Consider the following 26,378-nt stretch of genomic DNA (forward strand, 5'->3'; position numbering starts at 1 on the left):
ACTACGGCTCCACCTGGTCTTGCATGTTATTTAATGTTTGTAAGATTATTATACTACATTTTTATTCTTAATACAAATGTATCTTTCTTCCCACTAAAAAGTTAACTATAATCATAAAAACGACTTCTCGAAAAAATTCGAGAGCCGTTTAATTATTAAAAGATTAAGCTGAATAAGAAATAGAATAGTCCAGCCATTACTGCGGAAATTGGTAATGTAATAAACCATGTAATTACGATTTTTCGTGCCATACCCCATTTAACGCCTTTAACACGTTGAGCAGCACCAACACCCATTATTGCAGATGAGATAACATGTGTTGTTGAAACTGGTAATGCAATAACTGTCGCACCGAAGATAATAGAAGCTGAAGTTAAGTCTGCAGCTACACCGTTAACAGGGCGAATTTTCATAATTTTTCCACCAACAGTTTTGATGATTTTATAACCACCAACAGAGGTACCTAGACCCATTGCTAATGCACAGGCAAAACGTACCCAGTCTTGTACTTCATCTGTTGACTGCCAGTTTGCAGCGATTAAAGCCATTGTAATGATACCCATCGCCTTTTGCGCATCATTTGTACCGTGTGTGAACGACTGTAATGCCGCTGTACCGATTTGTGTCAAACGAAATGCTTTTGTTGTTGTATACAATGGTGAACGCTGGAAAATAAATTTAAAAATTTTCATAACAATAAAACCAAGAGTTAATGCTAAAATTGGTGAAATAATTAACGCCTGTAAAATTTTAAAGAATCCAGTGTAGTTTAAAATATCAAAGCCTGCTGACGCTACAGCTGCACCAGCAATCGAACCAATTAATGTATGGGATGAACTTGAAGGAATTCCAAAATACCAAGTTAATAGATTCCAAGTAATTGCAGAACTTAATGCTGCTAAAATTACAACTGATCCCGTAACATCCCCTTCAAATGCGTTTAATGAGAATGGGTCAACAATTCCTGATGCTACAGCCTTCGCAACACCTACGAATGTCATAGCCCCGATAAAGTTCATGACCGCTGCCATCAATACAGCTACACGTGGCTTTAATGCACGTGTTGATACAGAAGTTGCAATTGCATTTGCTGTATCGTGGAAGCCGTTAATAAAGTCGAATGCTAACGCAAAGATGACAACGAGTACGGTAATTATTAATAACGTATCCATAGTTTACTCCCTCGATATTATGCGTTACGCATAATGATTGATTCAATTGTGTTCGCCACATTTTGGCAAAAATCCGCAATTTCTTCTAACTGCTCATATAAATCTTTAAACATGATTAAGCGGATAGGATCTTTTTCCGTTTGGAATAATTCTGTAATCGACTTACGGAAAATTTCATCGCACTCACGCTCATAATCTTTAATTAAAATTGCATGTTGACGCATACCAATTAAGTCTTTTTTATTTAATAACTCCATTGCCTTTACTGCTTCATCTGAAGATTTTGCAATATAATCTACAAAGTCACGCATATATTGATTCACTTCTGTAAATGAATACATTTCGAAATGGGCAATTGTATTTTCAATTCCATCTAAAATATCATCCAACTTAATTGCTAGAGCTAAAATATCTTCACGTTCAATTGGTGTCATGAATGAATCGTTTAGCTTCACGATTAATTCATGAATAAGCTTGTCCCCTGCTGTTTCATAAGATTTCATTTTAATTTGAATTTGTTTTAAATCTGCTACGTTTGTAATTGTTGATTCTTTTGCATAATTTGCACCTTGTTGTACATTTTTTGCAATATTTAATAATCCTTCAAAAAATGGATCTGGTTTTTTTGAGTTGAACATGGATGTAAATCCCCCTAAAAATTAAGTTTGTAAATTTAAGCCTAGGTTATCATACCACCGACTTTTCAATATCTTCAACATTTAATAAATTTCTTAACAAAACCTTTACAAAGATAATAAAAGTAGTATTTTTTAAAATACAAATTTCAACCGGAATTCGAAACGAAATATTCTGAAATTAAATAAAAAACAATAATTTATTGCGAATTTCTTACTTTTTTCGACAAAATCCAACAGAAACCTATGTGACATTATTAGTATACCCCAATTCAAAAGCTTTCAATTGTAAAGGAATTGTAAAGGTGAATGTATATTTTTTTAACAATAATAAAAGAGATTCTCTTTCAATCAAATAAAAGAAAATCTCTAATTTTTTTCTTATTATTTATTTAGTACAGATGAAATAATATGTTGTGAATCCCATTCACCTAATGAAAATCTAGTAATCGGGTAGTTTCTCGCAAAAATTTGTTGCTTAATTTCTTTAATAGATAACCCTTCCTCACTCATCATTTGTATGCGATCACTAATTTCTAGTAAGTACTCCAACTTCAATTTTAGCGCTTGTTTCCCATTTTTCACATATCCAGCATGATTACAAAACAATTCTTCAAAATTGTATGTAAGGACTTTTTCAATGGAGGATATAATTTGTGGAATACTCTCTTCTTTTAAAACAACTTTTGTTTTTGGCGATACAAATAAATCCCCAGAAAATAATTGACCTGTTGTCTCATTATAAAATGCAAGATGATCATTTGTATGTCCAGGTGTTTCAATCACAGTCCATTTCGAAGTTCGAGATGTAAAGTATGCATTAATTGGTTGAGCCGAAAATGCAGGTCGGCTTCCCCAAAAGAATTTTCGATACAATGGATATTTCGCTTTTTTTGTACATTCTTCTAGTCTTTTTTCACTCATATAAACAGGTAAATTATATTCTTTTTGCAAATACGAGGCACAGCCCGAATGATCTTCATGGTAATGTGTTAGCATAATTTGATCGACATCCATTTGTTGAAAAAATGGCTTAAATTGCTGCTGGAGTGAAGTCGCTCCCGTATCAATTAGTACTCCATCCACTTCAAAGCAATGTACATTTAAGTGAATCGCTTGAAATTGAATCGAGCCATTTACCATGCGCACCCCGGATCCTTCACTTTGTTCGAACTTTTTCTTGAAAATCACCAATTTTCACTCCTTCAAACGATAAATTTCTATATTTTTACTTTAGCATATCATTTGTAAATTTGCGCCCAATTTCATACAAACATTATGTAAACATGCTTCTTCAAAATTATAGAAAAAGAGCCACTTTGTAAGTTTCACTTACAAAGCAGCTCCTCAAACTAACTATAAATTTTCGCCAGTTTCAATTGTATGATGCTGGATCCAATCACTGTATCCACCCATATAAATTTTAATATTTTTATAACCTGCTTCGACAAGGACTGAATATACAGGTGTCGCCGTAACACCAGAACCACAGTAAACAACAATCTCATCTTCCTTACTCACCTTTTCAAGCAATGAAGAGGTAATTACAAACCCAGATTGATCTTTTAACTGCTCCCAATCATAATTTTTCGCAGTTGGAATATGGCCAGCAATTGGGTCAAGTGGTTCAAATTCGCCCTTGTAGCGTCCATTAGCTCGTGCATCCAATAATGTCGCTTGATGATTACCTTCGACAATATCGAGCACTTCACTTCGCGTCACTAAAATTGAATCATTCCATTTTATATCTAGCTTTGTTGGAATATAATGAGGGATTTCTGTAGACGTATTAAAGCCTGCAGCCACAAGCGCATCATACCCGCCATTGACGATATACGCATGTTCAAAACCTGCGTATTTTAACATCCACCAAGCTCTTGTCGCAAAAGGAGATGCACCCTGGTCATAAATATAGATTGCATCATTGTTTTGTAACCCAGCTTGCTCAAACAACTGCTGTAATTGGTATTTATCAGGCAATGGGTGACGTCCTTCTTTTTTGGTCATATCTGAAAGGTTTTTATCTAAATCCCAATAAATTGCACCTTCAATATGTGATTGTACATAAGTTTGCAGTCCTAATTCAGGATTTTGCATATCAAATCGCGTATCAATAAATCGTCCATCACGTTCTAATTTATCGGCTGTAACAAACACTTGTGCCACCAAAAAAACCTCCTTATGCTTTTAATTTCGCATAGATCTCTTTCCAAATTGCTAATCGACTCTCTTCTTGTAATAATAAACGCTCTGTTGCAATTTGCTCAATTGCTTGCTCAAGCAAATGTTGTCGCAACCCTTCTGCTTCAATTGAGATAAAGCTTGTTGCCCATTCAATTAATTTTGTTTTTTCATTATTTAAATACTTTTGGGCATCGGGTTTTGTTAATTGTTCTAGTGCATCACGAAGCTGCATTTTATCATCTTTTTCAAAGAATGATTTAACATTTTTGAAGTGTGATTTAACGCCTGTATAAGGTGAAGCGTCATTAAATGGACCTGTGTAATCCATTAGCTTAGGCTCAGTTCCCTCATAGGCAATAAATGCAAAGCTTGGGTTTAGTTCTTTTAATTCACGAGCTTCTTCCTTAAAGCGCTCCTTCATTTTCTTTTCAATAAACTGCGCTAAACGGAAATTCGTTACACGTAATTCTTGTGCAAAGTCAAAGCTTAATGCTTGCAATACTTCCTTCAACGCCGTTTCTAAAGCAGCTTGTGCTGGCATTTGAGCAAAAGTCGATGGGTTATAGCTTTCACGGAAGAAGTCTGGATAACGATAATACACACGTTGTAAAACGTAATAGAGTAATTCTTCTAACTCTTGCTTTGTTTCACTTTCAGTCATAGCTGTTTGTGTTGCTTGGAATTTCCCTCGCACATGCTTCTCTAATTGGGACAACTCGTCTAAACGCTCATCTTTACGCTTTAAGTTTTCTTCGGTTTGGACAATTAAATCATGCAAACGAGCTTCTGTTTTGTCTACTTCTTCTTGTAACGCCTGTACCGCAATCCCCATAAGCTCATCATTTAAGAAGTGATGGAATGCATCTTCAAATGGCGCCAAACCAGAGTCATGCTCTTTTTGCTCTTGCTTTTCTTTTAATGCGAGTAGACTTGATACACCGTATAAACGCGGGAAGCGAATCCCAAAGCGTTGTAATTCCGAGCGTACATAGCCCTTAACTTCTTCCTCTTCTTCCATTGTCGATGCTAAGTCAATTGCATTTACAACGAAGAACATTTTATCCAATTCAAACGCATCTTTCACACGTCCTAATTGAATTAAGAACTCACGGTCTGCCTTCGCAAATGCATGGTTGTAATACGTGATGAAAAGAATCGCATCCGCATTACGAATATAATCAAAGGCAACACCTGTATGGCGTGCATTAATCGAATCTGCTCCTGGTGTATCTACTAAAGTTACACCCATTCGAGTTAATGGAGAATCGAAGTAGAAATCAATATTATCTACGAAGCAAGAACGATTTTCTTGTGCAACAAATTTTTCAAAATCATGGCGTTCTACACGGATTGTTGTGCCTAATTTTGTAATAAAGGTTTCATAGCCTTCAGAATATGCTCGAATAAAAGATTTATGCACATTCAATCGCTCATCTGTTAACTGAACAGCTAGCCCTTCCTTTGCACGATCAAATGCTTCTTGCAATGATTGTACTTGTAAGCCAATTGCTGCATAAGAGCCTTGAATATCTTCTAATAATTGCGCTTCGTTCTTTAAATGGACATCAGCCGTCTCATGTGGATGCTCTGGTGTAACGGGACGGATTTTATTAATCGCTGCAGTAGTCGGGTTTGGTGAAACGGGTAATACTCGCTCTCCCATTAGCGCATTCGAAAAGCTGGATTTTCCAGCACTAAACGCACCGAATAATGCAATTGTAAAATCACGTTTCTTTAGCCGTTCCACTTTTTTCGTTAAGAAGCTTGCCACCTCTTTAAAGCCATGGACATCACTGACAACTTCTGCTGTTTTTAATGCCTTTTGAATAACGTTCTCCGCGCTTAAGCCAGAACCAATCTTATCTACGATTTGTTCTGTTTGCTCTACAATTATTTCTTCTTTTGGCTGTAACATTGATTCTTCAAATGGTCGTATATCTTTTAATGCTTGTTCATGATCTCGCGTCCATTTTTCTAAATGAATTTTTGATTCTGCACGTAATTCATTGGATACTTGTGTCATAAGTTTTTGGCTAAATGCTTCAAACTTTTCAATTTGTAAAATATGCTGAATTGCTTGTACTTTGTCAGACATAGCATTGATTTTTAATTTCACTGGTGCTGAAACTTCTGTTGCAACTTGCTCTAATACGCTCTTTTGCTCTAGTTTCCATGCATCTGTTTCCTGGATAAAGTAACGCTTCGCCGCCTCAGAAACACGGTTTGCAAAGTTTAATACCGCATCACCTGTAATGACTGTACTTTTTTGCAATTGCCCCTCTATCACACTAAATGGCATGCCAAACTGCTTCGCATCAATTGCTGCCGCACGCTCATCTGTAAGCGCACCTACATCCTTTAATGCCGTCTTCATAAGTGCTTTCATATGCCCAGCAATTTGTGAGTTCACTACATGCTTAAACGCTTCAAATACTTCTTCAGTACGTCGTTCACGCTCTTCGACCGTTTTCTTTTTCGCAGTAAAGAAACCACCTACTTTAAAGTCATCCTGCTGACTTTCTAAATAGGCACGTAATTTTTCGCGTACATCAGATGGCATAATGGCAGCATTCGCAAGAAGTTCTTTTCGATTTTCATCGAATAATTTATCCCACTGTTCGAACGAGAACAACTCTGTTTGTCGTGTTAATTTTTCATACTGCTCTATAATGTCAAATCGATTTGTCCAGTCATCCTCTGTTACTAACTCTGCATATGTTTCAAAACGATCTTGCTTTTCTTCTACTAAATAGTTTTCATGCTCATGTTGAAGTTTTGTTAATGTATTCTCCGCAGTTAAAATCAATTGTTCCTGCCAGTCATTCATAGAATCCATTACAATTTTTTTTACTTTATCAAAGTCATTGTTCGGTAAATCTTTGTCGCGTAAAGAAGTAAAGAAAATATCTTTCGGATACACACCCCATGCTGCAAAAGAGTTATGCACGGATTGCTTAAATTCATCAAAGGATAATTCCGCATCACGGTGCTTATCAATTTGATTGACGATTAAATAAACATTCGGATTGTATTTCATTAATTGCTTTGTAAATTGGAAATTCAGTTCTGATTGGACATGGTTATAATCCATCGTATAGAACACCATATCTGCAATATGAAGTGCTGACTCAGTACTCATTGCATGGGCATCATCCGTCGAGTCTACACCTGGTGTATCCATTACCGTAACGCCAAGAGGAAGACTTGATTTGCTATGTCCAATCTCAATTTGAGATACAAGCTCACCATTCTTACTTAACTCTTTTACTTGTTTTATATCAAATCCCGCAGAGAATTTTACTGGTTTTTCATTGTGCATGTAAACGATTGCAAAATCCTCTTCTGATTTATGCACTTTTACGATATTTGCACTTGTTGGAATTGGACTTGCAGCTAAAATATTCTCACCAGAGAGTGCATTAATCATGCTCGATTTACCAGCGGAGAAATGCCCTGCAAAGCCAATAACAAATTCCTTTTGTAATAATTTTCTTGCAAATAAATTTAGCTTTTCAACACGTTCTGAATCTTCGTTTTCTTTATAAATTATGTATTGTAAAGCTGATTGCTGTAATAGCTGTTGAATTTTTCCATCAAATGAACTCATAATTATAACCCCTCTTAGCCTTAAAATGTTCACAAATCTATAGTACCATGAACGCAACAGAAAAACGGCTAATATTTCATAAAAATTATTGTTCCAGTCGAGATTTTCTCAAAATTTCAATATAAACAACTAAAAAACTCTCATGAATTTTATATTTAAATAGTAATTTTTTTAATTTTTTTATAAATAAAGCCCCATTTTATACATACCAGCTATATGCTGGCATCTATAATGGAGCAATGAATATTCATATTTTATTTATACTTTATACAATGTCGCCTGATTTCTACCATTTCTTTTTGATTGGTATAATGCTTCATCTGCATGTTGTAAAATCGTTTCTTCATTCTCTAAATCGTTAAATGTTGCACAACCGATACTAACTGTTAAGTGATTAATTGTCGGCCAATTATATTGGGCGATAAGCTCATTATATTGTTGTGCAATTCTTAAAGCTTTCTTTTCATTTGTATTCCCAAGTAATATTGTAAACTCTTACCCACCAAAGCGTGCAACGGTATCAGTTGGGTGAGCATATTCTTTTAATATTATTGCCAAATGTGTAAGGACAATATCTCCTACGTGATGACCGTATGTGTCATTCACTTGTTTGAAATGATCAATGTCAATAATTAGTAAAGAAAAGGGTATTTCTTTTAACTTATATTGCTCCATATGAGCCTCTAATTGCATTTGGAAAAAACGTCTGTTCGCAATACCTGTTAACTTATCCGTATTTGAAATTTCTACGAGTTCATTGTGAATCGCCAATAATTGAAATTGCTTCTTTTCAATTTCATTATAAATTTGTTGTAATTGTTCAAATGCCCTATTTTTTTCTGCATAAGCATCCTCTAATAAAACTTTTGTATGACGCAATTCTCGTTCATAATCAATGCGCTTTTTCATTTGAACTAAAGTGATGTCAATGAAGTACTTTCCATTCCCTTCATATCTTTTAGCATTCATAATAAACGGAATGCTCTCCCCATCCTTATTGAAGAAATGAATATACAGTTCATCCACCTGCTCATGCATTGTCATACACGGATAAAAATACGAATGAAATATTAATTTATTTCCAGGTGGTAATAAATCCTCAATATGTTTCCCCTTTAATTCATCACTATTGTATTGAGTCCATTTGAGAAATGTATCGTTTACTTCCAAAATTTGATATTCCAGATTAAGCGATATAAACCCACAAGGCATAAAATTTATTCGTGAATCCATAACTACTCTCCTAAACTTGATGTAAATATTGTTTAATAATATTTGCTGTTTGTATTGGCTGACTTACATGTGGATAATGTCCCCGAACATCCATAATAACAAGTTTACTATTTTTTATTTGTTTATGTAAGAAATGCCCCACTTCAATTGGTACAATACTATCGTTTGAACACTGTAATATTAATGTCGGAATTTCTAGATTTCTTATTGCCTTTCTATAATCACTATAAAAAGTTACTTCGGCAAATTCACGTCCTACACGAGGATTTGAAGAAGCAAAACTATATTCTAATTTCTTCGTTAGTTGGTGATCACTTTGTTCATCCATTGCGATTGGTGCCATATAGCTCGCCCAACCAGTAAAGTTCATTTCCATCATTTCTAATAAGCCTTCAATATCTTCTCGTTCAAATCCACCTTTATACTCTCCATCATTTAAATAGCAAGGTGATGGACCTACCATAATCATTTTAGAAAAATATTCAGGATACTCAATTGCTGCAATAGCACCAATCATCGAACTGACCGAATGTCCAATAAAAATTATATTTTCCAAATTCAAATCTTGAATAATATCAATAACATCTTGTGCATAGCCCTTCAAGTCTTTGTATTTCTGCGAGCTATAAGCATTTAAATCAGACTGACCAGACCCAACATAATCAAATAAAATTATTCGGTAATCTTCTAAAAAATTTGATAAAATATGCTGCCACATTTTTTGATCGCAACCAAATCCATGAGCTAACATTACTACTTGCTCTCCTTGACCAATAATGTTGACATGATTTCGCGTACGAATATTAACCATTTTCAATTGCCTCATTTCCAGTTTTCTTACCCATTATTTTGAATGATAGTGGCAAAAATTGCTACCTCTTTTCTGGAGTTATCGAAATTTGTCCAAAATAAAAAACCGCATATGTTTAATAACATCATGCGATTCAATAATAAATTGATATATAAGATAAATTGTATTAATTATTTATTAGGCAAATTTATTTAACAGTATTTTTTAAAACATAATTACCAATTGCAAAATATGCTATTAAAGTCACACCAACGAATGTATAAAGCATTCTATACACCACCCTCAGTTATTTGATAATCATTATCAATTCAATTATATATCTCCCTCTTTCAAACGTCAACCGCATTATCTTTTTCTATACATCTACTTAAGTCACATGTTAAGATGGAAAAAAAGTTTGGAAAGGGTGAGACATAGTTGAGTAATTCAAAGCATATACAGACAATTTTAAATGGGACTATCAATTCATTAAAAACGATATTACCGATGAATATAGATGTTTCAACTCCGACAATCGAACCAGAACCCTACATACAGAAAGAGATGGGTGTGCTAATTGGACTAGTTGGTGATTTAAAAGGAAGAATCATTATAGATGGCTCCCCTGAAATTTTTAGTGCAGTTGGTTCAGCGATGTTCGGCATGCCCCTCGAAGGTCCAATGCTAGAATCATTCACAGGTGAATTAGGCAATATGATCGCTGGTAATCTTTGTACATTTGTTGGACAGGACAACCTCGAACTTGATATTACGCCACCAACTGTAATGGTTGGGAATACTAAGCTTTACGGCTTCCAGCAAGCGTTTAAAATTCCAGCAATTATTGAAGGTGCTGGCGACATTTTTATTTTATATACAATTGATAACGAAGAAGAATAGTTACTTTTTGACTAACACGCAAATATTTGCGTGTTTTTTTTCACACTTTTTTCACAAAAACGGTAGTTAATAGTGAAAAAAATCACATCTTCCATCTTTACGTTCCAATATGATGAGAGCAGGAAGACACTTTAAGCGTTGATAGGAGGGTGAACAAATGAGCAAACGAAAAAAGGCAGAAGAAAATTTAAAAGGGACCCTATACATGACTTTTGCTTTAGGGGCTATTATTATTGCCATTTGGGCTTATTGCTTCAATATTTTTATCGAACGTATGTAATGAAAGAGAAGGAAAGGAGTTACTTCCATGCACTTACACAAATATGAAAAGTGGTGGCTCGTATTTGGATGCGGAACATTAGTCGCATTTTTAATTATTTTAGGTATCGGCGCATTCCATAACGGCACTCACCCAAACAATTCGAAGAAAACGATTAATTATGAAAAAGTGAATGAGATCGCACCATTTAATAATCCGGGTATACATAAAGTAAAAGGAAAAGAATGGGATTATGAAGTAGTTATTGTCGCATCGGCTTTCTACTATGATCCTCCAGTAATTGAAGTACCACTTGGTGCAAAAGTGAAATTTATCGCAACAACGAAAGATGTCATTCATGGCTTCCAAGCAGCAGGTACAAATATCAACATGATGTTAGAGCCAGGTTATATTTCTGAATATGTGGCAGAAATGAACCAAGCTGGTGAGTATTTAATTGTATGTAATGAGTATTGTGGTACTGGACATACTGCAATGCATTCTATGTTAAAGGTGGTGGATGAAAATGCAACAGAAAGTCATTAAAAATGTAGATACGAAAGACGCGAAGCTTGTAATGGCACATATTTATGTTGCATTTTTCGCATTACTACTTGGTGGGTTAGCCGGTTTACTTCAAGTTTTAGTTCGCTCTGGTGAATTTACTATTCCAGGTGGCATTAAAATTGGTTATTATCAAGTGCTAACCGTTCACGGTATACTTCTTGGATTAATTTTAACGACATTTTTTATTTTAGGATTCCAAATTGCAGCAGTAAGTCGAACTGCTGGACCATTAACAAATTTACAACGTAAGTTAGGCTGGATTGGTTTTTGGACCATGACTATTGGTACTGCAATGGCTGCTGTCATGGTATTACTTAATAAAGCTACAGTACTTTACACTTTTTATGCGCCTTTAAAGGCCCATTGGATTTTCTACTTAGGTTTAACGTTAGTTGTTGTTGGTTCATGGCTATTATGTGGTACTCAAATTATGAAATACTACCAATGGAAAAAAGAAAATCCAGGGCAAACAACACCGTTATTAACTTTTATGGCATTTGTCAATTCGATACTTTGGATTACGTGTTCTCTAGGGGTTGCAGTTGAAGTATTATTCCAACTTTTACCGTGGTCACTAGGATTAATTGCTCGTATAGATGTCTTATTAACGCGTACATTATTCTGGTATTTCGGGCATGCATTAGTATATTTCTGGTTATTACCAGCATATATGGCTTGGTATGTCATTGTACCAAAAATTATTGGAGCGAAAATCTTCTCTGATTCATTAGCACGTTTATCATTTATTTTATTTTTATTATTCTCATTCCCAGTTGGACTTCATCATCAGTTAACAGAACCTGGTATTGATGGCTTCTGGAAATTCATTCAAGTTACGTTAACATTCTTTGTTATCATTCCTTCGTTAATGACGGCATTTTCCTTGTTTGCGACGTTTGAATTGCGTGGACGAGAGCTCGGTAGTAAAGGGATTTTAGGTTGGTTCAAAAAGCTTCCATGGGGTGATTCACGTTTCTTATTACCGTTTATCGGAATGGTAGCTTTTATACCTGGGGGTGCTGGTGGTATCGTCAACGCTTCTTACCAAATGAACCAATTAGTTCATAATACGATTTGGGTAACAGGGCACTTCCATTTAACGGTCGCGACTGCAGTTGTATTAACATTTTTTGGGGTAGCTTTCTGGCTAATTCCCCATTTAACTGGTCGTGTCTTAACACCAGCTTTAAATAAACTTGGCATTTATGTGGGCGTTCTGTGGGCGATTGGTATGGGAATAATGTCCTTATCGATGCACCTTGCAGGGTTATTAGGCGCACCAAGACGCTCTGATTATTCAGAATATGGTGGTGCTACTCAGGCCATGGATTGGATTCCTTATTCTATCGCACAAGCAGTGGGAGGGACGATTTTATTCGTAGCAATTATAATCATTACGTACATGGTCGTTCAATTAGCATTCTTTGCTCCAAAAGGGCATGAAGAATTCCCAGTAGCTGAAGTTGCTCCAGGTGCTCAAAAAACACCGGCTATTTTAGAGAATTTTAAGCTTTGGGGCGTTATCGTAGTCGCATTAATCATATTTGCCTACACAATCCCTATTATCGAAATCGTAACAAACTCACCACTTGGCTCAACAGGATTTACGCCGTGGTAAATCATGTAACCCTCCCTTATCATTAATTATATTTCATCAAAAATGCCTCTCACCAATTTTTGTGGTGAGAGGTTCTTTTTAAACAAAAATCATAAACAAAAGTAAATTATAAATGATCGTATTTTTTATGAATCGCGGCCAGTTTACTTTTTTAATTCCATTTAAATCGTCCAAATATTCGTTTACTATAATATTAAGATTTAGCGTAAAAAAAACAAAACCAATATGATATGAGCCAAAAATCCTTTCCATAAAATACATTTGAATCACAAAAAATATCCCTGTTATTATTCCGACTTTTTGCGCAGTGATTGACTTTTCTTTCTCCTTCACTTTTCGCTTACGACTCTCTATAATTTCATATATTATAAATAACATTAACCCTATTAGCCCTAAAATTGAATGCCAGGAAAGCCATTTATCTTGACTCCTCACATCATTATAAACATCCACAATCGCGTTTCCTATATTCCCCTTCTCCAATTGAAAGCTTCGTTGCAACTTCATATCTAATACAACAAATGAATAATTCCCTGATAATACTTTAATATAGCGTTTTTCCCCATTTTCGAACTCTAGAAATAAATCATAGGAATCATTATAGTCTTTCAAATTCCCCTCAAACGGCTTAGTTTGTGCAGTTTGAAAAAGGCTTTCTAGCTTTTCCAAATACTGAACCTCTGTTGTTGCCGCGCGATTTGTATAAAAAATTGATGTAATATTATACATCTTTTCTGGTGTATGATTGAGTAGAATTGTCGCTTCCTTTAAATTTCCTAAATCTTTTATTTCGGATCCGGTTAGCTCATTTATTTCAGTTGGAGCTTTCAACGTTTGAAGAAATACAAAAAATACACAAGTAAATAGAATAAGAACTGTTATGTATCCATATCGATTTTTACGTTTTACTTTTTCTAAGCGTGCTGTTATTTCATTTAATTTTTTTGCCTTTGTCTTTTCCGTCAACGGCTTTCTAGCAATCGCTTTAAATTGTTCCTCATGCATGCTCCTCCCTCCAAAAATGATGAATGACTAAGCTTTTTCATCGCGCGCTTTACTGCAATGGCTACCTTCTTTTCGTTCCAGTCTAAAATGTTACTTGCTTCTGGATTCGACTTTGCGCTGGCGCAAAGAACTCCTTTCCGAATACGTGACATCCGCCGGAGGCTTAGGGTACGTTTTTTATATTGAACTGATTATCAAGTTAAGGTTTCTATTCTACCGGGAAATTACAAGACTTACTTAAATTATATGATAATGGTAAAATTTGTTTAATTCAAATAGAAAGTGAGATGTAAAAATTGATTTTGGAATTAAATAAAACAGAATTTTATAAATGTAAAGACTTATTACCCGATAAAGGGCATTTAGAAGCGAGAGCTATCATTCACGGAGTAAACCCAGGCCGTATTTTTGTAGATGACAATAATCACCCGACTACCGGGTTTATTTGGCTAGGGAATAACGATGGGTTTCACTTTATTGGCGATGAAAATAATGAAGGCTTTAATACGAAATTAGATCATTTTATTGAGGCATTCATTAAACCTGAGGCAAAAAAGGTTGGGTTAACTTGGTTTGAGGCAATAGGAACTCATAATAAATGGTACGAAACACTTGAAAAAACGTTTCATCACCGTAAATTAAGTAATTGGAATCAACGGGTTTATACATTAAAAAAAAGCAATTTTAAAGGTAACGAGGCATTTCCTGATGAACAAGACTATCAGATTGTAAAAATGAGTGAAGCGCTTTTTTATAATATTGATCAAACAATTCAAAACATTGAGTTTTTGCATGCTAAACTATCAGAATTTTGGTCTTCAACAAGAAGTTTCTTTGATGAAGGGATTGGCTACTGTATCATCCACAAAAATGAAATTGTAAGCGTATGTTTTTCAGGATTTGTCTTTGAAAACGTTCACTGTATAGATATTGAAACTTTAAAAGAACACCAAGGGAAGAAGTTAGCTCAAAAAGTGGCTTCGACTTATGTGGAAGATTGCTTGACTCATAATCTTGTACCCTATTGGGATTGTATGGAGTCTAACAAGCCTTCCATTGCAGTTGCAGAAAACTTAGGGTTTACAAATACTTTTAACTATAAAGGATATGAATTTCCAATAGACTAATTTTCTTAATTGTCTTTTCCACTTTTACGTTCAATTTAGCATTAAAAAACCCGTTCGAAATTTCGAACGGGTAATTATTATTGTGGCTCTACGGCTAAAATGTCGATGAAGTTTGGCTTAACCTTTGCTTCTTCTTCATTTAATAAAATATGGATATCACCATGGTCATTTGATGTACGAATTAATCGACCCATTCCTTGCTGTAGACGTAGCTGCATAAATGGTAGCTCTACCTCTTCAAATGGATTTTGTGCAAAGGAACGCTTTGCATCAAATAATGGATCATGTGGTGGGAATGGTAAATCGAAAATAATGACACGTGTTAAAGCTTCCTCTGGTAAATCTAAACCTTCCCATAGATGATATGAGCATAAGGTTTTAATATCTCCGTTTTGGAAATCACGTACGATTGCTGATAGCTCACGGTCCCCTTCAAAGGCAACGTTTAGGCGTGTCATTAGACTAAGCTTTGATTTAAAGCCATTCATAGCTTGCTTTGATTTAAATAGAATTAATGTTTTTTCACCATCTTTTAGTAGCTGCTCTACTTTTACTACCTTTTCATTCTGTTTTAATTCATGCAAGTAAATTTTCATTACTTCCTCATAATCAAATGGTGATGGCACGCTAAAGCTCTGATATTTTTCAATCCCTAAACTTGATGCGATATAGCTAAAGTCCTTTTTCACTGATAATGTTGCAGATGAGAAAACAATTGGCATTTTTTTCGAGAATAAAGTTTCAGATAATACATCTGTTATTAAGCGTGGCATTATAACTAATGTCTCTTCTCCATCTGTATCCTCTAACCAATCTACCGCATCACCTTGCGCAACAAAAATGCGAATCGCTGCTGCATAGTGCTCTAAAAATTCTTCCGCCATATTTAATTCATACTCTGGAATCATATAAAGCTCTGACTCGAATACAAACTCTTCTAATAGTTGCTCTACATCAGCAACAACCCGATTCCCTAAAGCAATTAATCGCTCTGATTTTTTAATGCGTTTTCGCTCTTCTTCTGACGGTACTACATCTTCACGTAATTGATCAAAAAATAGTTCATGATGGTCTTGTAAATGTTCCATTGCATATAGTGTACGCTCACGAACACCATCTACCATTAGACGCTCTAACAACTCAACAATTGTGTAGGCTTGTACTTTATATGTTAACGCTTTTTGTGCTGCATATTCTAGTAGATGTCCTTCATCTAATACTATCATCGATACTTCTGGAAGTAATGGTAATTGTCCTTCACGTTCACGAGATTCCTTCGTCGCTAAATGCTCCATTAAGAAATCCTGTGAACAAATAATTAAGTCTGTAGATTTACGATAATGTGCACGGTGCAATGTTTGTCCACAACGGTTGCGTAAATCACAAACAGCACATTGCATAATTGAGTTATAATTCACCTTTTGCCAATCTTCATCGCTCACTGCTGAATAATCCGAACGTTCTCCATATGGCTGTACGGCAATCATACTCCCTTGTGCATAGACGCCGTCTGGAATAGAAAAAGCAATATCGTCAATCCACTCTTCTGTTTCCGTCTTTTCTGCCTCTTCAAAACGCTTTAAACATAAATATTGATCCCGTGATTTTGCTAGACGAACGTCGATTTCTAAACCTAATACATCACGTAATTTATGAATATCGCCGCCCTCTTTTACAAGCTGATCAATTAATGTTTCATCTGCACATGCGATTAATGCAGGCTTGCCTGTATAGCGTGCATAAGATACAGCCGGTAAAAGGTATGCAATTGTTTTACCCGTACCAACACCTGCCTCTGCAAACAAAACATTTTTTTCTTTTAATGCTTGTTCAATTTGATAAGCCATAAATATTTGCTCATCACGGCATTCAAAACCTTTTTCTGGTAGTTCGTCATATAAAACGTCACCCATCCAATCGCCAAGCGAATCGAAAAATGACTTTTCTTTTGATAAATCAAATGGTAAAGATTTTCTCAAATGGATGTTCCCCCTCAAAATGAAGCGGAAGGAACTTTAAAGCATCCCTTCCGCATTTAATTCTTCTTAAATAACCCTTTTAAAAATAATTGACAAATTAGAAATACATTACATTTCCAATCGCTAAAAAATTCCGTACTTATCATTATACTACGTATGTTATAAAAATCCTACTTAGACCAATTATTAAAGAGAAAAAACTACACTAGATTGGATCTAATGTAGCCATTTCAAAATTATTGATCACGCTTAGATTTTTGACCCCAATATTGATAGAAGTCTGTACGAATGAAGCCATTAAATAGTTTGCGTTTTTTCGTTGCTTTTCTTCCGTAATGCACTTCTAAATCTTCCATTGAAGAAAGCATGTAAACTGACCAAGTTGGATAGTTTTGCATAACTTGTCCAAATTGGCGTAGCATTTTTTCGATTTCTTCAAGTTCACCGATACGCTCACCGTACGGAGGGTTTGTTACAATAACACCATCTGTTAACTTCGTAGTAAAATCAGTCGCTTGCATTTGCTTAAATGTGATCATATCACCAAAGCCTGCTTCCATTGCATTTTCTTGTGCAATTGAAACCATGCGATGATCAATATCCGTTCCGATAATTGTTAATTCTTGATCATAATTAGCTAGTGAATCTGCTTCATCACGTGCTTTGTCCCAAACCACCTGCTTCATCCAAGGCCATGATTCTGAAATAAACTCACGGTTATAGCCTGGTGCGATATTTTGACCAATCATTGCAGCCTCTAATGCAATTGTGCCTGAACCGCAGAATGGATCTACAAATGGACGACTTGGTGACCATTTTGAAATTTTCACTAATGCAGCAGCTAATGTTTCTTTTAACGGTGCTTCCCCTTGGCTCGTACGGTATCCACGTTTATGTAGACCGACGCCAGACGTATCAATGGTTAATGTTGCCACATCTTTTAAAATCGATATTTCAATTTTAAATGTAGGACCCGATTCATCTAAAAAGCCAAGACGTTTGTATGCAAGTTTCATGCGCTCCACAATTGCCTTTTTCGTAATTGCTTGGCAATCTGGTACACTAAATAATTTCGATTTGACCGATTTACCTGATACCGGGAAAGAAGCATCTACTGGTAAATACTTTTCCCACTGTACTGCTTTTACCCCTTCAAATAATTGATCAAATGTATGTGCTGGAAACTCAGCAACAACGATTTTAACACGATCCGCTACGCGTAACCAAAGATTCGTACGTGCAATTGCTAGCTCGTCCCCTTCAAAATACACTTTGCCGTTGTCAACACGTGTTTCATAACCTAATGCGCGCACTTCATCGGCAACAATGGCTTCTAATCCCATTGCAGCTGTTGCGACTAATTGAAATTTTGTCATATGTTGTTATATCCTTCCTTGATGTTCGATTTCCCAAAATTGAATAAACTCTACTAATTCTTCAAGCGGCAATGGCTTACTGTAATAATAGCCTTGAATAACATCACACCCTAGAGATTTTAGTAGTTCTACTTGTTGTCCATTTTCTACACCTTCTGCAATCACTTTCATTTGTAAGCGATGTGCCATTTGAATAATCGCATCCACAATCGCTTCTTTTTCTGCTAGCGAACATATTTGCTGAATAAAGCTTCGATCAATTTTTAATGCATCTAAAGGGAAACGCACTAAATAACTTAATGATGAATAGCCTGTTCCGAAATCATCGATGGATAATTTAAAACCTAACTGTTTTAGCCTTACCAATTTACTCACAGTTTCATTCGCACTATTCATGACTGTACGTTCAGTTACTTCAATTTCAAATGCATGAGCTGATGTATTGTTTTTTTCTAAGATGGATTGTATGGATTCTAAGAAGTTTTGTTGTTGGAAATGAATACTTGAAACATTAATTGCAATTGGAATTTTTGAGTAACCTTCTCTTAATAATTTATTATACCCTTTACAAGCTAACTCAAAAATTATTTCGCTTAAAGGAATAATCAGTCCTGTTTCTTCTGCATACTCTATAAATTCTGCTGGTGATACAAAGCCTAATTTTTCATTATTCCAACGAACTAGTGCTTCAACACCTATTATATTTTCAGTTTTAATACAAATTTTCGGCTGAAATGCTAATGAAAAATCGCGATTTTCAATTGCTTTGCGCAATTCACTATCTAATATTAACAAGCGCTTCGTATCTGTGTTTAAGTCATCAAAATAAAAAGAAAAACTATTTCGACCATTATCTTTTGAAAATGTCATCGCCTTATCTGCACGATTTAATAACTCTTCAGTCGTCGTACCATCTTCAGGATAAATACTAATACCTAAACTCGTTGAAACAAAAATTTCCTGATCATGAATTATAATTGGCTTTTCAATTTCTTGAATAATTTGCTTTGCGAACATAGCTGCCTCACGTGGGTGCTGTATATCAGCCAATGTGATAACGAACTCATCTCCACCATAACGTGCTAACAAATCCTTCGTACTTAACAAGCCTTTAATACGTTTGGAAACCTCGATTAGAAGCTGATCCCCAATTTCATGTCCAAGCGTGTCATTTACTTGTTTAAATCGATCCAAGTCCATAAAAAATACTGCATGCTGTACTGGCTGTATAATGTCAGAAGTTGTTTCAATTAATGTTTTCATTTGCTCTAAATAGGCAAATCGATTACATACTTTTGTTAAAGAATCTTGCAATGTTTTCTTTTTTAATTCATTCTCTACAAATTTCCGCTCCGATAAATCAGTAAAAATCCCGCAGTAATTTGTAATCTCGTTCTGTTCATTATGAATCGCAATAATCGAAAGCCACTCTGGATATAACTCTCCATTTTTTCGTCGATTCCAAATTTCCCCTTCCCACATATCTTGTTCCTCAAGTATTTGCCACATACCATCATAAAATGATTTATCATGCCTACCTGACTGTAAGATTGAAGGGCGATTCCCTACTACGTCTTCTTTATTATAGCCTGTAACAATTTCAAAGGCTGAGTTAACTGTTATAATTCGCTTTTTTTTATCTGTAATCATAATGCCTTCAGTTATGTTTTCAAATAACTTTTCAATCAGAAAATCTGGATACTGAGACAACGATAAATCTTGCATATTAGCTACATTAGACAACGTTTCGTTCAACGAATATCACCCTTATACTTATTAGAAATTCACCTTTTTTAAAATATTGATTGTTTCTTATGTATCAATAAAGGGTTTTCCAATCTTAAGCTAGTTACAGCTTAATACCTTCAATTGTTGCTCCCCTTTTGTATACCCCAACATAATTATTTACTAAGAAAGGCCCTCCACAAAAAATAATGGAGAGCCCTTTTATGTGTGAAAAAAGCATCAATAATCAATAAGCCATGTTTTGTTCCTAAGTACTCAAACAGCTTGCGCCTCGTACGACTAGGTAGTAATCATCTATCTACGACTAATATAGCCGTCCCTCCATCCGTTCATTTCCTTCAGGAGAGTGCCCCTACCATAATTTGGGTTTCTCACTCATGGGGTTTACCTCGTTCCACCTTATAACTTTCATTATAAGCTCCGTCACTGTGGCACTTTCAGGAAGTTTCGTCCATATCATAAGACTTAGGAGTTCCTTCCGCCGTCAAGCTAAAGCTTGCCTTACCTTATTTTTTCAGTAAGCACGAACACTACGCGCATCTCAGCAGCGTGTGAGCATGGACTTTCCTCTACGATTTAGAAACCGCAGCGATTACTCGAATATTGATGTACGCTTAGTATACTGCACTCTTTGCGAAAAAACAATGTTTCCGCTAATAATCAAACTATTCGTATAGTTTGCTACCAAACACATGCTTTTCTAAATTTGAAAGACGTTTTAAAATATCAAAATTTGTCGTATTAGTGTTTGGTTGTGTCGGTGTCACTTTTCGACTACTGCTACTTAATTCCTGCTTTAAACGTTCATTTTCTTCTTCCAACGCTGCAATTTTTGTCGCAAATGAATCATAGTCTTCACGAATTAAATCTAAAAATTGATCCACCTCATCCACATTATAGCCCTTCATGCTTTTTTTAAATTCTTTTTCTAATATATAGTCAGCCGTTAATTTAATATCCATTTTCATCGTCCTTCCATAACGTTACTTCTTTGTACATATTATAGCATAGGTCAGACGTTTCGTACGCATTCCTTATCAATCGACAAGAAAAAAACATTCATTTGTGTCATTGTGTAATGATTATGAAAAAAGACTGATAAATGGTTGCTAATCCATCCATTTCAGTCCGTTTCTCAGTAATTTAAGTAACTACATGTTACTTTACTTAAATATTAAATCATTCATATATGTTTTTATTGCTGTTACTGGGCTTAAAACAACATCCCCTGAAAGCTTACTATATATTTCCGCAATATTTGCCATAGAAAGTTGAGCGACTACGACTGTATTTTCATACGTATCTAGTTCAAGAAGTGTATTTAGCACCTTTTGGTCATGGGCTAGTTTTTCACCAGCCAAGTACCAATCAAACACCTCTGGAATGAAAACCACTTCACTTTCTCTTTCTGGAGAGATATATTTTTTTAATCTGGTCATTGTTCCTTCAATTGTCTGCTTATTAGTAAATAAAATTTTTAATGGCAAGTGACTACTCTTTAATTGTTCAAATAATAATTCATCAATTTTCAAAATTGGTATGCTCGTAACAAGCTCCATTTGTTCTAATAGCACAATATAATTGGTACAAGTGACCAAAATTAGTGCAGGCTCTTGTTCAATTAACTCCATCATTTTAGTAAATATATAATTTTTTTGTTCAGCTAATGATTGCTGCTCTCGAATAATGTGTAGCAAATGCGTGTCGACTACATGACGTACTTCAAAAGGCATTTCATGAAGTGATCGTTCCATTATTTCAATATTTAATTCAGAAGCATGTAAACAAATCATTAGGGGGCGCATGTACTCAGCTCCTTTGCTACTTCTTGTAGTATTATAATATGGAAGGTTTAAGTATGCTTTAATTGTTTACACTCAAACAAATTAGGAAAACGTTCCATTATTGCAATTTATTTTGTATACGCACGAGTCGCTTTTTCCAATTTTGGATTTGTTTTTGTTGCTGCTCCTGTTTCATAAAAACAATGCGTTCAACTAAATTCAACCCTATCTCAGAATATGTGCTTGCCTGTTTATAATCCTTCAATTGATGTTCATAAAGCATCGCCAATTGTTCATATGCTAGCAACTGCTTTTTTTCTGGAATGGTAGGCAAAGCAGAATGAAAAGCCTCAACAGCTAGATGATATTCTCCATTTCTCTTTAATTCAAACGCTAAATAAAAATGGGCAAAACCCGTCTCACGCGAATCAAATTGCTTTGTAACAGCCTTTAATATTTCTTCACTCGTTTGTCGTTTTTTTAAATCGCCAAACCATTTTCCGATATTCGTATACGTTGTGGCAGACTCTTCACCGATTGATTGCAAAAGTAAATTAGTTGAATGTACATAAAGCGTAACCAACGAAAGTAAATCCCATTCATTGTGCAAAAGCACCTTCATTAACGTTGTGGCATTTCCACTTTTCACTGCATCAAAATAAATAATTGGTGCTAGATGACCTGGAATATCTCCTTTACGACTGAAACCTAACTTCTCTTGTTCGACCTGGGTTAGCTTCATTTTTGACAAATCATCTTTCCATAAACGTTTTGTACTATGCAGTAAATCAACTTGACGCTGCGTTTTTAATTTAGGAATATGTTGTTTGTTTAATGTCCAGCGAACTTCTAACTGTGGCCAGTCAAAGCTTTTTCCGTTATACGAAACAACGGTTATGAGACGTTGCCATAACTTTGACTCAAATAAAAGTGCAGCTTCATTGGATGGATCTGCTAATACAAATTGAGTTAACACGAATTCTTCATCTGTCGCCTCTAAAAAGCCTAATAAAAAGATATGCGTGCCTGCTCCTTTTAATCCCGTCGTTTCGGTATCAAAAAATACAATTTTTTCATCATCTGTTAACGCAAATGGATGGTCGTCGTCTAAGGCACTCCATCGTTGAAGCGCAGTGAATAGTTCACCTAATTTATAGTGACCATGCTCATAATCAAATGAATAACGTACTTCACGCTTAAACACAATGCCAAACTCATTTTCGATTAGCTCAAGCCCTGCTTGTTGCCATTGCGCTGTATAGGTCGGACGTTCGGGTTTTACGAACTTATGCTTTTCAACATTTTTTTCTGTTTTTCTACCAAGCATTTTTTTCATTTGCAAAATTTTATTTTCATACGACATGTTTTCACATCATTTCATTGACTAAAATATCAAGTATTTTCATAACCTGTTTTTTACTATTGCCTAAACTATCCTGCGCGCCAATACATGAAGGACAGCCATTTTCACACGGACAAGTGAGTACATGTGACCGTGTCTTCTCAAGAAGTGACAATAAAATATCATACACACGTTCACTTAAGCCAATCCCTCCTGGATAGCTATCGTAAATAAATAGCGTTGGTTTTTCATTATGAACCGCCTTAACTTGCGGCACAACGGAAACATCCGAACGATCACAGTGAATAAACAATGGAATAAAGCTTCCCATCGCATAGGCCGCGCCAGTAAGTGCATCTGTTAATTGCTCTTCTGTCCAATTGGGAGGTAAATCAAAGCTCATCCACGTTGCATTTGTATGCATTTCCATCGGTGGAATCGAAATTGGTCCAGAACCGATATTGTCATGTGTGTGAAAGCGAATTTTTTTGAAAATTGTTGGGATAGCAAGTAAACTTACATCCCCAAAGCTAACAGTAGCATTGTTGTAAGTTGCACTTTTATCCTCACTTAATACTTTTAATTCTACCGCTAAGTTCGCATCCGTAAAATAATCTACATCCACTTCGCGTACGAAGGCCTTTTTTTCCTCCCAGTCAAGCTTCTCTACTTGGAATTGAATTCCTTGATGTAAATAGATTGCCTCTTCATGTAAAAGTGTCATCGCACTATACGTATCCATTTCACCAAGCACCTTTGTTTTCGCTGGCGTTGAAATATCAATGATGACGACATTTTCCTGTGCTGCTGAACGTAACGAAACATCATGAGCTGGGAAGCGATCACTCATCCAATGCCATTGTGTACTCGTTTGAACGAGTACACCTTCTTCTTGTAGATAGGCTAGCAATTCCTGAATTTCGAATTCTCCGTAGCTATCTGACATTGAAAAAGGCAATTCAAAAGCCGCACATTTTAAATGGTCCATTAATATCAGCATATTTTCTGGATTAATACGAGCCTCTTCTGGAGAGCTACCTAATAGATAACTTGGGTGTTGTACGATGAATTGATCAAGCGCAGTGGATTGCGCTACATATATTATTAATGCTTCATCTTGACGTCTCCCAGCACGACCTGCTTGCTGCCAGGCACTCGCAATATTTCCCGGGTAACCTGTCATTATACACGCTTGCAATTGCCCTATATCAACCCCTAATTCTAAAGCATTCGTACTGACAACCATTTGAATGGCACCATCACGTAATCCTTTTTCGATTTCACGCCGTTCACTTGGTAAATAGCCGCCTCGATAGCCTTGAATGGAGTCGTCTAAAATTTTCTTAGACGTTAATGACTTTAAATAGGTAACTAGCATTTCAACACGTACACGAGATTTTGCAAAAATAATCGTTTGAATGCCCGCCTCATAAAGTCGTTTTGATAAATCGCGCACTTCTAACACTGCACTACGTCGCACCCCAAACGTTGGATGAATAATGGGCGGATTATAAAATATAAATGTTTTTTTGCCGATTGGTGCACCTGAGCGCGAAATAAGCTCATGTTTCGTATTTGTCAACGTCTCTGCTAACTCTTTCGGGTTTTTGATTGTCGCACTTGTACAAATAATGACTGGATTACTCCCATAAAAGGCACAAATTCGTTGTAATCGGCGAATAACATGTGCCACATGTGAACCAAAGACGCCTTTATACGTATGTAGTTCATCAATTACGATGTACTTTAAATTTTCAAATAGCGAAACCCATTTTGTATGATGCGGTAAAATTCCTGAATGCAGCATATCTGGATTTGTCATCACGATATGCCCGGCCTTTCGAATTTTTTGGCGGATGCCTGGTGCAGTATCCCCATCATACGTATAACTTAAAATTTCCTCGTTCATTAGCTCGATTAATTCATTTAAATCGACCTTCTGGTCTTGTGCAAGTGCCTTCGTTGGAAATAAATAAATTGCACGACTTGAAGAATCCTCTAATATTTTTTGTAAAACTGGTAAATGATAACAGTATGACTTCCCTGAAGCAGTCGGTGTAATCGCTGTAAAACTCTTTCCTTGCTGGGCAAAATCAAAAGCCTCACGTTGATGTGTATAAAGCTTTTCTATCCCTCGTTTATGCAATGCTTTTTTTATTGAAGGGTGAAGGACTTCAGGAAACGTTGCATATGCTGCCTCTTTGCCATCAAGTGTATGCCAGCCAACAATATTTTGCTTAAGCTCTGCATCATATTGCCATTCGTTTAATAGCTGATGAAGTGAACGTTTTTTACTCAGCATCCGAATCACCTTCTTCAAGCTTTCTTTTTAAAATAGATAGCGTATATTGAGCTGATTGTATCGATTGAACAAAACGCTTTTTACTCGTGCCTTTATAAAAGGATTGCACAACAAATTGCTCCATTGCATCAGCTGCATGGTCAATTTGTTGTGCATACAAATTTTTAGGTCTATTTTTTTGAATCCATAAATTTGCTGTATGTTGCCACGCGTTTATTAATGCATGAATTTTGTCTGCATGGGGCTTTACTTCCTCAAAAAAATCTGGATCTTTATCGAGTCGTCGCATCTCTTGGAAGCGATTAAGGGAATTTTGACATTCTTCTATTAATAATTTCGTATCGTTCAATAATTGCATAAATAGCACCTCAAGTAATTTCACATTGTTGCGTTTAGTTTAACAAATTCTATTCATTTGTACTACTAATATGCGAACAAGTATTCTTTACTTGCAAATGCTTTTCTGCTAAGCTTACTTTTTGATAAGCTCCGAGAACTTGAGAATAATATTCATAAATTAACTTGGATTGCTCAAGCTGTACTTGCATCTTTAGTAATTGTTGTGCTACATCAATTTGTTGGACTAACATTGAAATTTTTGACATGGACGAAGCCTCCTTTCGCCTATGATACGATAAAATGAGCGAACATCCATGTCATTCTTTGAAATTAGTCATTTTACGCTAAAAGTTCTTATAATTCATCAAATATTACTACGTTATTATTATCATAAAGTAAGTTTATGATAAACT

General features: G+C 35.6%; 21 protein-coding genes, 1 other RNA gene and 1 pseudogene. 5 read left to right on the top strand and 18 right to left on the bottom strand.

Going from position 1 to position 26,378, the window contains the following annotated elements; genetic code table 11:
• Positions 1-155 precede the first annotated feature (155 nt).
• The 7 genes and pseudogenes from MKZ17_RS13460 to MKZ17_RS13490 form a co-directional block, all read right to left on the bottom strand.
• Complete coding sequence (locus MKZ17_RS13460) at positions 156-1,172, bottom strand: inorganic phosphate transporter (RefSeq protein ID WP_340724244.1); 1,017 nt, start codon at positions 1,170-1,172, stop codon at positions 156-158.
• A gap of 17 nt (positions 1,173-1,189) precedes the next feature.
• Positions 1,190-1,810 (bottom strand): DUF47 domain-containing protein, encoded by a 621-nt coding sequence (locus tag MKZ17_RS13465; RefSeq protein ID WP_340724245.1) that lies wholly within the window; start codon positions 1,808-1,810, stop codon positions 1,190-1,192.
• A 381-nt stretch (positions 1,811-2,191) separates the two neighbouring features.
• Entirely contained in the window at positions 2,192-2,998 is an 807-nt protein-coding gene (locus MKZ17_RS13470; protein WP_340724246.1) for an MBL fold metallo-hydrolase, read from the bottom strand.
• A 165-nt stretch (positions 2,999-3,163) separates the two neighbouring features.
• Positions 3,164-3,973, bottom strand: a complete 810-nt coding sequence (locus MKZ17_RS13475; protein ID WP_340724247.1) for a sulfurtransferase — start codon at positions 3,971-3,973, stop codon at positions 3,164-3,166.
• A 13-nt stretch (positions 3,974-3,986) separates the two neighbouring features.
• Positions 3,987-7,598 (bottom strand): dynamin family protein, encoded by a 3,612-nt coding sequence (locus tag MKZ17_RS13480; RefSeq protein ID WP_340724248.1) that lies wholly within the window; start codon positions 7,596-7,598, stop codon positions 3,987-3,989.
• 258 nt (positions 7,599-7,856) lie between these two features.
• A pseudogene (locus MKZ17_RS13485) lies at positions 7,857-8,831 on the bottom strand (sensor domain-containing diguanylate cyclase).
• A 10-nt stretch (positions 8,832-8,841) separates the two neighbouring features.
• Entirely contained in the window at positions 8,842-9,642 is an 801-nt protein-coding gene (locus tag MKZ17_RS13490) for an alpha/beta fold hydrolase (RefSeq protein ID WP_340724249.1), read from the bottom strand.
• Between the two features lie 417 nt (positions 9,643-10,059).
• Between MKZ17_RS13490 and MKZ17_RS13495 the strand changes: the two genes are divergently transcribed.
• The 4 genes from MKZ17_RS13495 (at position 10,060) to MKZ17_RS13510 (ending at position 12,965) form a co-directional block, all read left to right on the top strand.
• Positions 10,060-10,521 carry a chemotaxis protein CheX gene (locus MKZ17_RS13495; protein ID WP_340724250.1) on the top strand — a complete coding sequence of 154 codons (462 nt, stop codon included), beginning with the start codon at positions 10,060-10,062 and terminating at the stop codon, positions 10,519-10,521.
• A gap of 157 nt (positions 10,522-10,678) precedes the next feature.
• On the top strand, positions 10,679-10,801 hold the full coding sequence (locus MKZ17_RS13500) for a hypothetical protein (protein WP_340724251.1): 123 nt from the start codon (positions 10,679-10,681) through the stop codon (positions 10,799-10,801).
• Positions 10,802-10,828: 27 nt separating this feature from the next.
• Positions 10,829-11,326, top strand: a complete 498-nt coding sequence (locus tag MKZ17_RS13505; protein WP_340724252.1) for a cytochrome B5 — start codon at positions 10,829-10,831, stop codon at positions 11,324-11,326.
• Positions 11,307-12,965: a b(o/a)3-type cytochrome-c oxidase subunit 1 gene (locus MKZ17_RS13510; RefSeq protein ID WP_445326917.1), complete on the top strand. Its 1,659-nt coding sequence runs from the start codon at positions 11,307-11,309 to the stop codon at positions 12,963-12,965. Before MKZ17_RS13505 ends, MKZ17_RS13510 begins: the two co-directional genes overlap by 20 nt.
• 78 nt (positions 12,966-13,043) lie before the next feature.
• Here MKZ17_RS13510 and MKZ17_RS13515 read toward each other — a convergent pair whose 3' ends face one another.
• Entirely contained in the window at positions 13,044-13,970 is a 927-nt protein-coding gene (locus MKZ17_RS13515; RefSeq protein ID WP_340724254.1) for a hypothetical protein, read from the bottom strand.
• Between the two features lie 296 nt (positions 13,971-14,266).
• On the opposite strand from MKZ17_RS13515, the gene MKZ17_RS13520 reads away from it, so the two are divergent.
• The gene (locus MKZ17_RS13520) at positions 14,267-15,097 is read left to right on the top strand and encodes a GNAT family N-acetyltransferase (protein ID WP_340724255.1); all 831 of its coding nucleotides are present in this window, start codon (positions 14,267-14,269) and stop codon (positions 15,095-15,097) included.
• Positions 15,098-15,174: 77 nt separating this feature from the next.
• On the opposite strand, the gene MKZ17_RS13525 is transcribed toward MKZ17_RS13520, so the two are convergent.
• From MKZ17_RS13525 to MKZ17_RS13570, 10 genes are all read right to left on the bottom strand, one after another.
• A complete protein-coding gene (locus MKZ17_RS13525; RefSeq protein WP_340724256.1) occupies positions 15,175-17,076 on the bottom strand; it encodes an ATP-dependent DNA helicase in 1,902 nt (633 codons plus the stop codon).
• A gap of 236 nt (positions 17,077-17,312) precedes the next feature.
• Positions 17,313-18,452: a THUMP domain-containing class I SAM-dependent RNA methyltransferase gene (locus MKZ17_RS13530; RefSeq protein ID WP_340724257.1), complete on the bottom strand. Its 1,140-nt coding sequence runs from the start codon at positions 18,450-18,452 to the stop codon at positions 17,313-17,315.
• Positions 18,453-18,458: 6 nt separating this feature from the next.
• Positions 18,459-20,207, bottom strand: coding sequence for an EAL domain-containing protein (locus MKZ17_RS13535; protein WP_340724258.1), 1,749 nt, complete (start codon positions 20,205-20,207; stop codon positions 18,459-18,461).
• A 216-nt stretch (positions 20,208-20,423) separates the two neighbouring features.
• Positions 20,424-20,802, bottom strand: an RNA gene (gene rnpB / locus MKZ17_RS13540) — RNase P RNA component class B.
• A gap of 61 nt (positions 20,803-20,863) precedes the next feature.
• Positions 20,864-21,160, bottom strand: coding sequence for a cell division regulator GpsB (gene gpsB / locus MKZ17_RS13545; RefSeq protein ID WP_445326918.1), 297 nt, complete (start codon positions 21,158-21,160; stop codon positions 20,864-20,866).
• Between the two features lie 201 nt (positions 21,161-21,361).
• On the bottom strand, positions 21,362-22,003 hold the full coding sequence (locus MKZ17_RS13550) for a hypothetical protein (protein ID WP_340724260.1): 642 nt from the start codon (positions 22,001-22,003) through the stop codon (positions 21,362-21,364).
• Positions 22,004-22,100: 97 nt separating this feature from the next.
• Positions 22,101-23,345: a ribonuclease H-like domain-containing protein gene (locus tag MKZ17_RS13555; RefSeq protein ID WP_340724261.1), complete on the bottom strand. Its 1,245-nt coding sequence runs from the start codon at positions 23,343-23,345 to the stop codon at positions 22,101-22,103.
• A 4-nt stretch (positions 23,346-23,349) separates the two neighbouring features.
• The gene (locus MKZ17_RS13560; protein ID WP_340724262.1) at positions 23,350-25,626 is read right to left on the bottom strand and encodes a DEAD/DEAH box helicase; all 2,277 of its coding nucleotides are present in this window, start codon (positions 25,624-25,626) and stop codon (positions 23,350-23,352) included.
• Positions 25,616-25,984: a YppE family protein gene (locus MKZ17_RS13565; RefSeq protein ID WP_340724263.1), complete on the bottom strand. Its 369-nt coding sequence runs from the start codon at positions 25,982-25,984 to the stop codon at positions 25,616-25,618. Before MKZ17_RS13565 ends, MKZ17_RS13560 begins: the two co-directional genes overlap by 11 nt.
• Positions 25,985-26,033: 49 nt before the next feature.
• Entirely contained in the window at positions 26,034-26,231 is a 198-nt protein-coding gene (locus MKZ17_RS13570; RefSeq protein WP_340724264.1) for a molecular chaperone, read from the bottom strand.
• Positions 26,232-26,378 lie beyond the last annotated feature (147 nt).

This window comes from Solibacillus sp. FSL R7-0682 (assembly GCF_038005985.1).
Lineage (GTDB): Bacteria > Bacillota > Bacilli > Bacillales_A > Planococcaceae > Solibacillus.